Below are 14,498 nucleotides of genomic sequence, written 5' to 3'. Positions count from 1 at the left end.
CCCTCAGCCCCTCAGCTCGTACGCGTACTGCTCCCCGTCCTCTACCCCTCCCTCTCCCTGTCCGTCCCCGCCCGCCCCGCTCACCCGGGTGAAGCCCGCGCGGGACAGCACGCTCTGGGAAGGGGCGTTGACGCGGTCCACCGTGGCGAACAGGGACGTGACGTCGTCGCGGGAGAGGGCCCAGGCGGACAGGGCGCGCAGGGCCTCGGCCGCGTAGCCGTTGCCGCGGGCGGACTCGGCCAGGTCGTAGCCGACCTCGGCGCGGCCGTCCTCGTCGGGGGCGCCGTGGAAGCCCATGCCGCCGACCGCGCGGCCGTTCTCGCGGCGTACGAGGACGAACAGGCCGAACTCCGGGCGGTGCACCCCGGCCTCGTACGCCTTCGTCACCATTCCGGCGGCGTCCCGCGTGCCCTCGAACGGGCCGTCCTCGGTCCACTCGAAGCCGCCCGTGCCACCCGTGCGGAGGTCGGCGGCGGCCGCGGGGGTGACGCCCTGGAGGGTGAGGCGGTCGGCGGGGATCACGAGGTTGTTGTTCCAGCGCCAGCCGGTGAGGGGCGCGCGGCCGGGCAGGTCGCCGCGGCCCGTGGCCCACAGGAGGGTCCGCCAGGGGTCCGAGCCCGGGGCGGGCCGGACGTGCGGGAAGATCCGCGTCAGTACGTCCTCGCAGAGCGCGGCCGGGGCCTCGTACGGGATGCCCAGACCCTCGGCGATGTCGTGCGTGTGCGCCAGCACCTCGGTGACGCCCATCGCGGCGAAGCCCTCGCGGTTCGCGCTGCGGAAGGGGTACGGGTGGAAGGCGCGGGCCTCGCGCGGGGCGGTGCGGACGGCGGCCGCGAGCAGGGTGCCGGTCGCCTCGATGACCTGGAGGACGTCCTCGGGGCTCTCGCACTCCTCGAAGGTGATGTCGAACGGCACGTAACGGTCGGTGGGGCGGCCCGCGATCTGCCCCGCGTACGCGATGAGGTCCGACGCGATGTGCTCCGCCGTCCTACGGCAACTCCAGTCCAGGCGGCCCGCCTTGACGCTCCAGTCCCGGTCGGCCACCTTCCGCAGTGTTGCCACCGCGTCCGTGACGGCCTCTTCCACCTGATCCCCACCCATAGCCCGCATGCCGGTGAGAATAGGTGATCAGTTCGCCGAACGAGACTGATTAATCGGCTCGTTGGAGGCTGTGGCAGAGGGTGCCATGGCAGCGGAGGCCGGGGCTCCGGCGGTCACCACCCGCGAGGCCGCCGTACGCCGGTGCAGGCGCAGCGAGACCGCCGTCACCGCGCCCGCCGTGACCGTCAGGGCCGCGCCCGCCCAGGCCGGGGAGGCGAAGCCGAGGCCCGCGTCGATGACGGCACCGCCGATCCAGGGGCCGCCGGTGTTGCCGAGGTTGAACGCGGCCGTGGTGGTGGCACCGGCCAGGGTCGGGGCCTTGCCCGCCACGTTGAACATCCGGGCGTTCAGGGCCGGGGCCGTGTAGAAGGCGGAGACGCCGAGGAGGAAGGCGAGGGTGACGGCGGCTACCGCGTACTGCCCGAGCAGCGCCAGCGCGACCAGCAGCACGGACGAGGCCGCGATACCGGTGAGCAGCACCCCGAAGAGGTGCGCGTCCGCGATCCGGCCGCCGATCATCGTGCCGATCAGCGCCCCGACGCCGAACAGCCCGAGCACCACGGGCACCCAGCTGTCGTCGAGCCCGGAGACGTCGGTCAGCAGCGGCGCGAGATAGCTGAACGCGCAGAAGACACCGCCCGCCGCGAACGCGATCAGCGAGATGGAGAGCCAGACCTGCCGGTCGCGGTAGATCCGCAGCTCCCGCCTGAGCTGCGGCTTCTCGTCGGGGAGCGGGATACGGGGGATGAGCGTGGCCACTCCGACCAGCGCGACCGCGGAGGCCGCGCCGACCGCCCAGAACGCCGACCGCCAGCCGAGGCTCTCGCCCAGGAAGGCGCCCGCCGGGACACCGAGGACGTTCGCGATGGACAGGCCGCCGATCATCACGGCGAGGGCGCGGGCCCGGGCGTTCACCGGGACCATGGCGATGGCCACGGCCGCGCCGACCGCCCAGAACCCGGCGCAGGCCAGCGCGCTCACGACACGGGACGCGAAGAGCACGGCGTAGTTCGGGGCGAGGGCGCCCGCGATCTGGCCCACCCCGAAGACCGCGATGAGCGAGATCAGGGTCGTACGGCGGGGCATCCGGAGCGTCGCCACGGCCAGCAGCGGCGCGCCCACCACCATGCCGACGGCGAACGCGGATATCAGCAGTCCCGCGCGCGGAATCGACACGTTCATGTCGTCCGCGACGGCCGGCAGCAGGCCGGAGAGCATGAACTCACTGGTGCCCAGTGCGAAGACGGAGAGCCCGAGGACGTAGACGGCCAGGGGCATATGGGTGCGGGTGGCGGTGTGGGTGGGCGTGGCGGAGCCGGCGCTCGTGGGGACGGGCATATCAGGTGCCAACCTCATGGATGGGCCTGTCATTCCATCGGCTGCCGTTCAGCCCGTCAACAGGCTGAGCTCCGACTCCAGGTTCCGGCGTGCCGGACCCTCCCATTCCCTTGTCCCGTACGGGGTGTGGAAGAGGCGGGGCAGGTCCAGAAGCTGCCGCAGAATCGCCGCGCGGCCCTCGCGGAAGGCCTCCGGCGGGACGAAGGCGTACTCCTCGCGGACGGCGGCCGTGTAGGCGGCGTACGCGTCCGGGGACGCGGCGAGGATCGCCAGGTCGGCGTCGCAGAGGACCTGGCCGTTGGGGTCGTCGTCGGCCGGGGCGTGCGTGACGGTGAGGCGGACGAGGCGGGCGACCTCCGCCGTACCGGCCGCGGAGACACCGGCCTCGGGAAGCGCACGCTCGGCGAGCCGGGCCGACCGCTCCTCGTTCTCGGAACGGTCGGGGAGGTAGACGGCGTCGTGGAACCACGCGGCCAGCCGGACCAGGTCCACGTCGTCCGCGTACCTCTCGTGCGCCTCCAGCACATCGATGTGCTCCAGCACCGCCGTCAGATGATCAACCGTGTGATACCGCCGCTGCGGCTCCGCCCAACGGGAGATGAGGTTGTCGGCGTAGGGGGCGGGGTCCGGTCCGTCGTCCGTCCCGCGGCTCGCCCGGAGGGTACGGACCCAGCGGGCGCGCAGGGCGCCAAGCGGGTCGGCGGTATTGGCGGTGTCGGGGGCGTCGAGGTTTGCCATGGGGCCATTCTCCGCCGGTCCACTGTCCATATTCCGGGCGCCCCTCAGCGCCCCTTCAGGGGCGCGGGGAACTGCGCGAGCAGCCACAACCGGCCCGCAGCTTTCCACGACCGTACGACCCCACCCGCCCCCGCGGAGCGCCTAGCGTGGATCCATGACTGCCGCAGACACACACCCCGTACGCGATCCGGAACTCCCCGGCCGCCTCCTGGCCGCAGAACGGGACGTCCTGATCCCGCTCCTCCGAGGACGACCCGAGCACGACTTCGAGGTCAGGACCTGCTGTCCGGGCTGGACCGTACGACACGTCCTGGCACACTGCGCGGCCGCCCTGTCGCGGGTCGTGGAGAGCCGCTACGAGGAGGACGTGTTCAGCCCCGAGGCGAACGACCGGGACATCGCCGAGCGCTCCGGCCGGTCCCTCGCGGAGATCGTCGACGAGCTGGAGCGCGGCATGACCGACGCGGGTCCCGTGATCGCCAAGGCGGGCGGCGCGCTCGACGGGGTCGGACTCGGCGAGTGGGTGCACGCGGGAGACGTACGGGACGCCTGGGGCGAGCCCGGGGCGTACGCGGGTGCCCAAGTGGGGTCCGCGCTCGACCTGTTGGCGTGGATCACCCGCGACCGGGGGCGGCCCGCCCTGCACGCCGACCTCGACGACCTGGACGAGCCGCTGCTGCTCGGCGCGCCCTCGGGCGACCGGCCGCCCGCCCGTTACATCGGCGACGCGGCCACTCTCGTACGGCTGCACGCGGGGCGCCCGCTGACCGGGACGCGGTACGAGCTGGCGGGGGCCGCGGAGGCGGAGCTCGATCTCTTCGGCTGAGCCCCGGCGGATCGGTCCCGGTCCGTCGGTCCGCGGTGTCGAGCGCGTAGGCTGACTATTGGACTAGACCTGTAGCCGCCCGAGGGAAGAGGTCCTATGAGTGAGCGTGCAGTCCTGGAGGTGATCGCCCTCGGTGTCGAGGACGCGGTCGCCGCCGAGGCCGGAGGCGCGGATCGGCTGGAGCTGGTCACCGACATGGCCGCCGACGGGCTGACCCCGCCGGTCGAGACCTTCGCGGGGATCAGGGCCGCCGTCGGCATCTCGCTGCGAGTGATGCTGCGCCTTGCCGACGGTTTCGAGGCCGGGGACGTACGAGCACTCGTACGGGCGGCCCGGGAGCTGCGGGCCGCCGGGGCGGACGAGTTCGTGCTCGGATTCCTGGACGAGACCGGAGAGCCGGACCTGCCCGCGCTGGAGGCGGTGCTCGCCGAGCTGGACGGCTGCCGCTGGACGTTCCACCGGGCGATCGACCGCGCGGCCGACCGCGACGCGCTGCGCAAGAGCCTCGCCGACCTGCCCGGCCTGGACGCGTACCTCACGGCCGGGTCGGCGGAAGGCGTGGACGAGGGTCTGACCACGCTGCTGGCGGAGGCGGCCCGCCGCGGCGAACCGGGGTACGAGCCGCAGCTCCTCATCGGCGGCGGCCTGCGCCTCGACCATGTACCGCGCCTGCGGGCCGCCGGCGTCGACGCCTTCCACATCGGGGGAGCGGCCCGGCCCGGCGGCTGGGACGTGCCAGTCTCGGCGGTGGCGGTACGGGAGTGGCGGGCGGCGCTGGACGCGTAGGCGCTCCGCTGGGGTGCGGATTTCGTCTGCGGTGTGTGGGGGCTTGTCGCGCAGTTCCCCGCGCCCCTTTGGGGCGCGGGCCCGGGTCCACGCCTGTCAGCTCTCCGACTGGTCCTGTGACAACTGGGGTGGCAGCGGTGCCGCGTGTGTGACGATCAGGCCCGAGACCGCTCGGGTCAGGGACACGTACAGGCGGCGCAGGCCGGTGCGTTCGTCCGGTTCGCCGTCGACGACGGCCCGGGGCTCGTCCAGGACCACGTAGTCGTACTCCAGGCCCTTGGCGAGCGAGGCCGGGACCAGGGTGAGGCGGGTGGTGAGGGTCGTCTCCTCGCCGGGGCCCAGGTAGGGGAGGCCGGCCGCCGCCAGGGCCTCGGCAAGGAGCGGTACGCGCGCGTCGGCCGCGATCAGGCCGACCGAGCCCTCGTTGCGCAGCAACTCCTCGCAGGCGGCGACCACTTCGGCGTCCGCGGTGTCCGCGGTGGCCGGGCGGACCTCGAAGAAGCCCGGGTTCTCGCGGACCGACGCCACCGGGGTCAGGCCGGGCGCGATGTGGGGAAGGAGCCGGGACGCGTACGTGATGACGTCCGTCGGCACGCGGAAACCGGCCGTCAGCTCCTCGACGACCGCGTCGCCCTTGCCCAGGTGGGTCAGTGCCTCCTCCCAACTCCGGGTCGCCCAGGGCGTCGTGCCCTGCGCCAGATCCCCGAGCACGGTCGCCGAACCGGTCGTGCAGCGCCGCCCCACCGCCCGGTACTGCATGGGGGAGAGGTCCTGCGCCTCGTCGAGCACCACATGCCCGAGCGAGTGCGTGCGCTGTACGAGGTCGGTGGCCTCGTCGATCAACACGGCGTCCGCGGCGGCCCACTTGGCGGATTTCACCGACCGTACGGGCCTGCTCCAGAGGATCGTCTTCTGCTCGTGCTCGGTGAGGACGCCCTCGGCGTGGGTGGCGAGGAAGTCGGCGTCGGAGAGCAGACGCAGCACGAGTTTCGCGGGCTCGACCGGCGGCCAGAGGCTTTTCACCGCCGCCTTCACCGCGGGGTTGCGGGCCACGGCGTCCTGCACCCGGTCGTCCGGGGCCTCGCCCGACCGCTCCATCTGCACCAGCACGGCGTGCGCGATGCGCTGCGGAAGGGCCTCGCGGGCGGCGCCGTACCGGATGTCCCGGTCGAGCAACTCCCGGACGATGACTTCGAGTTCGTACGCCGGGACGCGCCAGCGCCGCGAACCGCGGACCACCATGACCGGTTCGACGGGCATGGTGACGTGAGAGCGGACGGCCCGGCGCAGGACCTCGGCCATCCGTGCGTCGCCCTTGACGACCGCGGCCGCCGCCTCGTCCCTGCCCCGCACCTCCACATGCGCGACCAGGTCGTCGACCGTGGCCTGCTTGACCTCCAACTCGCCCAGCGCGGGCAGCACTTGCTCGATGTAGTGGAGGAAGGACGCGTTCGGACCGATGACCAGGGTGCCGGTGCGGGCGAGCCGGTCGCGGTGGGCGTAGAGGAGGTAGGCGACCCGGTGCAGACCGACCGCCGTCTTGCCGGTGCCCGGACCGCCCTGCACACAGACCGAGCCGCCGAGACCGGACCGTACGATCTCGTCCTGCTCGGGCTGGATCGTCGCCACGATGTCGCGCATCGGGCCGACGCGCGGGCGCTCGATCTCCTGCTGGAGCAGCTTGCTGGTGGCGGCCGCCTCGGCGGGGTCCGAGAGGTGCTCGTCCTCGTACGCGGTGAGGTCGCCGGCCGTGTAGCCGAAGCGGCGGCGCAGGGCGATGTCCAGCGGGTTCTTCTTGGAGGCCCGGTAGAAGGGCTGGGACACCGGGGCGCGCCAGTCGATGACCATCGGGTCCCCGTCGGCGTCGTGCACGTGCCGGCGCCCGATGTAGAAGCGCTCGCCCTCCGCTCCCTCCGCCTGATCGGCGCCCGGCGAGTGCAGATAGTCGAGGCGGCCGAAGAAGAGCGGGGTGTGCGAGAGGTCCGCGAGGGCCTTGACGCGCTCCTCGATCTGGCGGGAGAGGACCTCCGCGTTGACCCAGTTCGCGGTGACGTCCCGGATGTCGAGCGACTCGACGTCCTCGCGCATCGAGCGCAGGGCGGCACGGGAGTGGGTGAGGTGGGCGCGTTCGCGGGAGAGGGGGTCGTCGGACGGATCGGGGACCGACATGGCGGAGTCGGGCGGGGTGGACACGGGTGATGCCTCCGGGGCCTGGAGCCTGCTGCGTGGGTGTGCCTCATCGCCGTATGGCGGGGCTGTCGCCGTATGGCTGAGCTGTGTGCCGACCGGTTTCCGTCCGGGCGGCGGCACTCCGCGAGGGAGGCGGGCAAGAGCGGAGATTTTAGGCGAGAGGGAGCGGCGGAGGCCAACCATTTATCGCGGCGTCCCCTAGGGGACGCGGTCCCCCTCCCTACGGGGGACGGCTCACTCCGGAGTCGTACGAGGCGACGACGGAGGTTCGGTCCACAGGCCGATGAAAGCGGAGGGCGGAAATTCCACTATGGATACATGAGCACAGCGACCTTCACCCCAGCCTCCGTCAGTCCCGGCCCACCCCCGGGAGCCACCGCCCTCCACGGCAGCCACCGCCACCGCCTCGGCGACACCCTCCGCGCCATCAAGGTCTTCGCCAGCGCCGCGATGGGCGTGGTCCTCCTAGGCGAATACGAAGAGGAAGCAGGCGTACGCCGCCGGTAGCGCCCCGAAAGGGGCGCGGGGAACGGCGCAGTTTTTTAGGGGCGCGGGGAACTGCGCGAGCGACCAACGACGGCCGGCACGTGGTGAACCGGCCTCGGCCACGGGCTTTCAGGGGCGCGGGGAACTGCGCGACCAGCCCCCACCGACCCGCACCCTCCCGACGAACCGAACCCCTCCCCACGAACCCCTCACTCAACTGTCCGCAAGCAACTCATCCGCATCCACGATGCGATACGCATACCCCTGCTCAGCCAGGAACCGCTGTCGATGCGCAGCGAAGTCCTGATCGATCGTGTCCCGAGCCACCACCGAGTAGAAGTGCGCCTGGTGCCCGTCGGCCTTCGGCCGCAGCACCCGCCCGAGCCGCTGCGCCTCCTCCTGCCGGGACCCGAACGTCCCCGACACCTGGATCGCGACGGTCGCCTCCGGCAGGTCGATCGAGAAGTTCGCCACCTTCGACACCACGAGCACACTGATCTCGCCCTGCCGAAACGCCTCGAAGAGCTTCTCGCGCTGCGCGTTCGACGTCTCACCCTTGATGACAGGCGCGTCCAGGTGCTCGCCCAGCTCGTCGAGCTGGTCGATGTACTGCCCGATGACAAGGATCTGCTGCCCGGCGAACCGCCGCACCAGCGCCTCCGTCACCTTCCGCTTCGTCGCGGTCGTCGCGCAGAAGCGGTACTTCTCCTCCGTCTCGGCGGTCGCGTACGCGAGCCGCTCGGCGTCCGTGAGATTGACGCGGACCTCCACGCAGTCCGCGGGCGCGATGTACCCCTGCGCCTCGATCTCCTTCCAGGGAGCGTCGAACCGCTTCGGGCCGATCAGCGAGAACACGTCCGACTCACGGCCGTCCTCCCGCACCAGCGTGGCCGTCAGACCGAGCCGCCGACGCGCCTGAAGGTCCGCCGTGAACTTGAAGACCGGCGCGGGCAGCAGATGCACCTCGTCGTAGACGATCAGACCCCAGTCGCGGGAGTCGAACAGCTCCAGGTGCGGATAGACACCCTTCCGCTTCGTCGTCAGGACCTGGTACGTCGCGATGGTGACCGGGCGGATCTCCTTCCGCGTACCGCTGTACTCCCCGATCTCCTCCTCGGTCAGCGAGGTCCGCTTCACCAGCTCGTGCTTCCACTGCCGGGCGGAGACGGTGTTCGTGACGAGGATCAGGGTCGTGGCCTTCGCCTGGGCCATGGACCCTGCGCCGACCAGTGTCTTTCCGGCGCCACAGGGGAGTACGACCACCCCTGACCCGCCGTGCCAGAAGTTCTCCACGGCCTGCTTCTGGTACGGCCGCAGCGCCCAGCCGTCCTCGGCCAGCTCGATGGGGTGCGCCTCGCCGTCCACGTACCCGGCGAGGTCCTCGGCGGGCCAGCCCAGCCTGAGCAGCGTCTGCTTGATCTGGCCGCGCTCGGAGGGGTGCACGGCGACCGTGTCGGGGTCGATCCGGGCGCCGACCAGCGGAATGACGCGCTTGGAGCGGAGGATCTCCTCCAGCACGGGCCGGTCGGTGGTCGTGAGGACGAGTCCGTGCGCCGGGTCCTTGCTCAGCGTCAGGCGTCCGTAGCGGTCCATCGTCTCGGCGATGTCGACCAGCAGCGCGTGCGGCACCGGGTAGCGGCTGTACTGCACGAGCGCGTCGACGACCTGCTCGGCGTCGTGCCCGGCCGCGCGCGCGTTCCACAGCCCCAGCGGCGTCAGCCGGTACGTGTGGATGTGCTCCGGCGCCCGCTCCAGCTCGGCGAAGGGTGCGATGGAACGACGGCACTCGTCGGCCAGCTCGTGGTCGACCTCCAGGAGCAGCGTCTTGTCGGACTGGACGATGAGTGGACCATTCACGCGTGCGTCCCCTTCTGCACAGCTGTGCGGTGTGCACGGCCAAACGTCCAGTGTGCCTGATCGTCCACGCGGCACGCCTCGAACCGGGTGACGCCCCGTCCTGTCCTACTGGATGTCTATTCATTCCAATGAGTGGTGGGAATTCAGATTTACGGCCGTGGACCCGAAGAATGGCGATCCCCGCAGGTCACTGCCCCAGGTCACCGCCCAGGGAGAGCCACCGTTGTCCGGACCCGGTCACAGCCACATCCATGCCCCGCCGCACGCGCCCCCGCCGGCCTCACCGACTGTTCCGCTGCCCGTCGTGTCCCAGCCGTCCACCACGCTCGGGTACGCCCTCTTCGCCACCCGCTGGCTGCAGGCCCCGCTCTACTTCGGGCTGGTGGCCGCGCAGGGCGTGTACGTCTACAAGTTCTTCAACGAGCTGTGGAATTTAATTCTCCGGTGCGTGACCGGTCAGGCGAACGAGACGTACGTCATGCTCGCCGTGCTGAAGCTGGTCGACGTCGTCATGATCGCGAACCTGCTGATCATGGTGATCGTCGGGGGGTACGAGACCTTCGTCTCCCGCATCGGTCTCCAGGGCCACCGTGACCAGCCGGAATGGCTCTCGCACGTCAACTCCAACGTCCTGAAGGTGAAGCTCGCCACCGCCATCGTGGGCATCTCCTCCGTCCACCTGCTCCAGATGTTCGTGGACGTGCACCACACCTCGCAGCACTCGCTGCTGTGGGGGACGGTGATCCACATGGCCTTCATCGCCTCGGCGGCGATCCTGGCGTACATGTCGGGGCCGATGGCGGAGCACGGGGACCGCTCGCACAAGGGGCACGGGCCGGCGCAGGGGCAGGGCGGAGCCGACGGGGGGTGTTCCGCCTCGACGTCCGTCCCGGCCGAGTTCTCGACCTCGGCGGCGGCCACGCGGGCCCCGGCCCCGGTTTCGAGCCCGGTCCCGATTCCGGCCCAGGCGGCGGATTCGTACCTGTCCTCGTCCCCGTACGAGAACTCCTCCTACGAAACGGGGGCCGAGACCCGCATCCGTGCCGCGCGTTTTCCGTCCCGGAAGCAGTTGGAGGAGTTCGACGAGGATCATCCGCGGGACTTCGACCGGGAGGTGCTGGCCCGGCTCGGGAAGCTGGACTTCGTCGCCGCGCGGCGGAACGTGGTGTTCGTGGGGCCGCCCGGCACCGGCAAGACGCATCTCGCCGTCGGCCTCGGTGTGCGGGCCTGCCAGGCGGGTCACCAGGTGCTGTTCGCGACCGCCGCGCAGTGGGCCGCGAGGCTGACGGAGGCGCGGACGGCGGGGCGGCTCGCCGAGGAGCTGGCCGCGCTGGACGCCCACCCGCTGCTGATCGTGGACGAGGTCGGCTACACCCCGTTCGACGCGGACACCGCCCACCTCTTCTTCCAGCTCGTCGCGCACCGCTACGAGCGGTCCTCGCTGATCGTGACCGGCGACCGCCCGCTCGGCCGCTGGGACGAGATCTTCGGCGGCGCCGCCCCCGCGATGGTCGACCGCCTCGCGCACCACGCGGAGATCGTCCGCCTCGAAGGGGACAGCTACCGGATGCGCCGGGCTACTTCAGCGTGGGCAGAGTGATGTTGTTGACCAGCGGTCCCTCGACGGTGACCCCCTCGGTGACGAGCGGTTCGACGGCGGCGACCGGGATGGGCAGCGGCAGCGCGGGCTGCGCGGCGGCGGCCTGCGGGGCGAGCACGCCGATGAGCGCGGCCGAGGCGAAGAGCGTGGCCGTGGCGGCGGTACGGATCGCGGTGCCGGTCGCGGTGCGGGTCCGGAGCGTGGAACGCATGGGGTTTCTGAGGCCTTTCTGACGCTGCTGAGCGGGGGTGGGGGCCCTCGGAGGGGACGGGCCGGACTCGGGATGCCGAGTCCGGCCCGCGGGGCGTGCTGGGCGTGCGGGGGCGTCCTCAGAGGGTCAGGCCCCCGCCGAGATCGATACCGATCGCGGCGGCCTGTGACGCGAGTGCGCCGAGCAGCGCGGCGGTGCCGATCAGAACGGTGGCGACACGGCGAGCAGTGCGCATGGGAGTACCTCCTGGTTTGTGTGATCAGGCGGGTGCCCGATCAGGACGTCCAGTGGCTGCCCCGCGACTCACGCCGCGATGCGGGAGGACCCCGAAGGTCCCTCATGGGTGGGAAGCGTCCGGCGTGGCGTGCATGAACCGCCGCGTACACCCGGACGAGTGAGACGGGGGTGGACGTCCGGCCGGCAGTGGGGTGCTCTTCCCGACGGGGACTGCCTCAGGCCTGCTCGTCCGCCAGCTCCGCGACGCCCGTCACGCGGTGCAGCGGGTATGTACGGACCTCGTCCGCGGTGTGGTCGTACGCCGTCACGAAGCCGCCCTCCACCTTGATCGGGGCGATGACGCGCTGGCTGGCGGAGCCCTCGGCGTTCACGTACCCGATCCAGAGGGTGTCGCCGGTGAGGACGGCGGCCTGCATGGTCGCGAGGGTCTCGGCGGAGGTGGTGCGCGGGAGCGTGCCGTTCCGTCCGGGAGCGGCGGCGGTGGGCTTGTGCGGGGTCGTGGAGGCCAGGTCGCCCGCGCGGATGGCCCGGATCGCGGCGCCCAGCAGGGTGGTGTCGGGGGACGGCGGACCGTCCGGGACCGGCTCGGGCGCCGTGCGCGGGGGCGTGCGATGGGCGTGCGCACGGGTGATCAGTACGTCGCCCTCGGCGGACTCGGCGGCCGGGGCGAAGCCCATCGACCGCAGCCCTTCGAGCAGCGTCGCCGGGTCGGCCTGCGCGGCCAGCACCGTGGGCGCGAGACGGCGCAGACGCAGCCCCTGGGAGCGCTTGTCGGCGATGATCTCGTTCAGCAGGGCGTCGTCGTCGCAGCGGACGTACGCCGACGCCGAGCCGATCCGCAGATGGCCGTGCCTGCGCGCCACGTCGTCGATCAGGTAGGTGAGCGGCTGCGGAACCGGTGTACGGGAGTGCTCGGAGAGGAAGGCGTGCAGGTCCGAGGCCGAGCGGCCCGCGTCCAGGGCCCGGCGGACGGAGCCCGGCGTGAAGCGGTACACCGTCGCCCCGCCCTTCGACTCCACGTCCGCGAGGACGTCCAGCGTGTCCGCGAGCGGGCGTTGCAGCGGGCCGGGGGCCACCGCCGTCAGGTCCGCCTGAAGGAGGACGTGGTCGAGGGGCTCGGGGAGCAGGGGCGCGAGCAGCTTGTCGGCGCGGGCGGCGGCGGAGGCCAGCTCGGCGGCCGAGCGGGGCTGCGGAGGGGGCGCGGGGTGGTGCCTGTGGTGGTGGACGGGGAGCTTGTCTCCCGGACCGGAGCCCGGCTCCGTCCCCGGCTCCATCCCCGTCCCCGTCCTCGCTTCCGGGGCGGCCGCGCTCGGCTGCGCCCCGATCAGCGCCCGCCCGTGCGCCGACAGCGCCCCCCGCCCGGTGATCCCCAGCGACTCCGCTTCGGACAGCGTCCACCGGGCGAGCCGGGCCCGCAGGTCGTCCGAGGAGGCGGCCCCGCGCAGCGCGCGCTCCCAGTGGAGGCGGGCGACGAGGGAGTCGGGGGACGCGGAGGCGCCCTCGGGGAGTGCGGCGAGGAGTGTCAGGACGCGGTGGCGGACCTCGGGCGCGGCCGAGCGGTCGATGCCCGGGCCCAGCGCGGAGAGCGTGCGCTCCTTGGCGTCCCGGCCGCCGATCACGCCCGCCGTGCGGGTGGCGGACAGCCAGGCCGTGGCCAGCCGCGTCCAGCGCGCGGCCGCCGGGAGCTCCAGCCACTCGTCGTACGCCGGAGTCGCCGCGTACCGCTCGTCGGCCTCGCCGTCCGACGCCAACAGGCCTGCCGCGTAGGCGAGTTCGACCCAGAAGGCGGCGACCGGCTCCGGGACGTCCAGGGCCACGGCGGTGCGCTTGAGGTCCCGTACGCTCAGGCCGCCCGCGCGCAGGACGGTCGGGCCGCCCTCGTCCCAGTCCTTCAGCAGCTCCTCGATGGTCGCGAGCGAGGTGTACGCCTGGCCGGCCGCCGTCGTGTCCACAACCTGTGGACGGTGCGTGGCGGCGGGCTCGACCGCCGGTGGCAGGGGCTGGGTGTCGCGATGGGCGCGGCCCGCCCGGAGGTGGAGGGCGACCTCGCGGGGCAGTACGACCGTGCCGGGCGCCGTCGGCAGCAGCAGGCCGCGGTCCAGGAGCCAGCGCAGCCGCGAGGCGGGATCGGCGGTCACCTGGCCGTAGGGAGGACCCCAGACCAGCCGGGACAGGACGTCCAGGGAGTCCGGCGGGGCCGCGCCGAGCAGGTCCGCCATCCGGGCGCGGTCGGTGAAGAGGCCGGTCAGGGAAGCCACCGCCGACACCGCGTCGTGCGTCGTGGGCAGCCCCGCCGCCGTGAGGATCTCCTGGATCCGGCCCGGGGACATGCCCGACGTGGCCTCCGCGACCGTCGGCCCGAGACCTGTCGGGGACGGGTGCTGCGGCGAGGGCGCGAGCAGCTCGCGGGCCGTGCGGACCAGGCGGAGCCGGTCGTCCGGGCCCCACACCAGAGCCTGTTCGCGCAGGGCGGCCAGGGCGTGCGGGAACGCCCCGACGACCGCGGGGTCGTTCTCGTCGCCGGCCAGCAGCGCCAGGAGCGTCCCGCGGTCCGCCGGCTCCGGGGCCACCGCCAGCGCCTCCGCCGTCTGGAGCGTGAACCGGTCCAGGCGCTCCAGGGCGCGGATCACCGAGGCGCGGGTGCCGGCACGGGTGGCGAGCTGCGTGAGATCGGTGGGGACGGGCGTGATGAGGTCCGGGCGGGCGCGCAGCAGCGCGGCGAGGGAACCGTCGTCCTTCGCGCGGAGCGCCTCCGCGAGGGACCGCGGGGCCACCTGCTTCTCATCGCTGCTCATCCGCTCAACGGTAGCGGGTGGCGGGCCCGCCAGGGGCCGTCTGCCAGGGCCCGGAACCCGTGTACCGGGCGGATGCCGGATGGATGCCGGGCGGACACCGGGCGGACGGAACGCTTCCCGGACGGCCACGGAACGAACATCGTCAGGAGGATCACGCCACCCCGGGCGACACTCCACCCGCACTGGTCACCCTGGCCTCCCGGTCAACTGCTCGGCCGGTCAAGGGAATTGTGTGATCCGGGGGATTGAGGGTTCCGAGGGCGGACCTCGCCCTCGACGCGTGTGCGAGCCGACCTGACCCGCGTCCGTGCCCATCCCCCTGCGCTAACGTCG

11 protein-coding genes are annotated in these 14,498 nt (G+C 72.5%); 4 read left to right on the top strand and 7 right to left on the bottom strand.

Features of this window, described 5'->3' with window-relative positions:
* Positions 1-3: 3 nt before the first annotated feature.
* The 3 genes from QF035_RS24125 to QF035_RS24115 all read right to left on the bottom strand — a co-directional run bounded on the left by QF035_RS24125 (position 4) and on the right by QF035_RS24115 (position 3,177).
* Positions 4-1,110, bottom strand: coding sequence for a GNAT family N-acetyltransferase (locus QF035_RS24125; RefSeq protein WP_307522633.1), 1,107 nt, complete (start codon positions 1,108-1,110; stop codon positions 4-6).
* A gap of 18 nt (positions 1,111-1,128) precedes the next feature.
* Positions 1,129-2,379, bottom strand: coding sequence for a Cmx/CmrA family chloramphenicol efflux MFS transporter (locus QF035_RS24120; protein WP_307531382.1), 1,251 nt, complete (start codon positions 2,377-2,379; stop codon positions 1,129-1,131).
* Between the two features lie 108 nt (positions 2,380-2,487).
* A complete protein-coding gene (locus QF035_RS24115) occupies positions 2,488-3,177 on the bottom strand; it encodes an HD domain-containing protein (RefSeq protein WP_307522632.1) in 690 nt (229 codons plus the stop codon).
* A 154-nt stretch (positions 3,178-3,331) separates the two neighbouring features.
* On the opposite strand from QF035_RS24115, the gene QF035_RS24110 reads away from it, so the two are divergent.
* Positions 3,332-4,003 (top strand): maleylpyruvate isomerase family mycothiol-dependent enzyme, encoded by a 672-nt coding sequence (locus tag QF035_RS24110; protein ID WP_307522631.1) that lies wholly within the window; start codon positions 3,332-3,334, stop codon positions 4,001-4,003.
* Positions 4,004-4,099: 96 nt separating this feature from the next.
* Positions 4,100-4,789 (top strand): copper homeostasis protein CutC, encoded by a 690-nt coding sequence (locus QF035_RS24105; protein ID WP_307522630.1) that lies wholly within the window; start codon positions 4,100-4,102, stop codon positions 4,787-4,789.
* 96 nt (positions 4,790-4,885) lie between these two features.
* On the opposite strand, the gene QF035_RS24100 is transcribed toward QF035_RS24105, so the two are convergent.
* On the bottom strand, positions 4,886-6,958 hold the full coding sequence (locus QF035_RS24100; RefSeq protein ID WP_307531380.1) for a HelD family protein: 2,073 nt from the start codon (positions 6,956-6,958) through the stop codon (positions 4,886-4,888).
* 339 nt (positions 6,959-7,297) lie between these two features.
* Here QF035_RS24100 and QF035_RS24095 point away from each other — a divergent pair, with 339 nt between their 5' ends.
* Positions 7,298-7,486 carry a hypothetical protein gene (locus tag QF035_RS24095; RefSeq protein WP_307522629.1) on the top strand — a complete coding sequence of 63 codons (189 nt, stop codon included), beginning with the start codon at positions 7,298-7,300 and terminating at the stop codon, positions 7,484-7,486.
* A 192-nt stretch (positions 7,487-7,678) separates the two neighbouring features.
* On the opposite strand, the gene QF035_RS24090 is transcribed toward QF035_RS24095, so the two are convergent.
* A complete protein-coding gene (locus QF035_RS24090; protein ID WP_189836852.1) occupies positions 7,679-9,322 on the bottom strand; it encodes a DNA repair helicase XPB in 1,644 nt (547 codons plus the stop codon).
* Positions 9,323-9,626: 304 nt separating this feature from the next.
* Here QF035_RS24090 and istB point away from each other — a divergent pair, with 304 nt between their 5' ends.
* Positions 9,627-10,922, top strand: coding sequence for an IS21-like element helper ATPase IstB (istB, locus tag QF035_RS24085; RefSeq protein WP_307522628.1), 1,296 nt, complete (start codon positions 9,627-9,629; stop codon positions 10,920-10,922).
* Here the strand turns inward: istB and QF035_RS24080 are convergent.
* Together QF035_RS24080 and QF035_RS24075 are read right to left on the bottom strand one after the other, a co-directional pair.
* Positions 10,900-11,133 carry a hypothetical protein gene (locus QF035_RS24080; RefSeq protein WP_307522627.1) on the bottom strand — a complete coding sequence of 78 codons (234 nt, stop codon included), beginning with the start codon at positions 11,131-11,133 and terminating at the stop codon, positions 10,900-10,902. The two genes, istB and QF035_RS24080, sit on opposite strands and share 23 nt — an antisense overlap.
* A 452-nt stretch (positions 11,134-11,585) precedes the next feature.
* A complete protein-coding gene (locus QF035_RS24075; RefSeq protein WP_307522626.1) occupies positions 11,586-14,165 on the bottom strand; it encodes a helicase-associated domain-containing protein in 2,580 nt (859 codons plus the stop codon).
* Positions 14,166-14,498: the final 333 nt, after the last annotated feature.

It is taken from the genome of Streptomyces umbrinus, from assembly GCF_030817415.1.
Lineage (GTDB): Bacteria > Actinomycetota > Actinomycetes > Streptomycetales > Streptomycetaceae > Streptomyces > Streptomyces umbrinus_A.
Note: the sequence above shows the minus strand (reverse complement) of the source record. Positions and strands in the feature narration are given on the sequence as shown.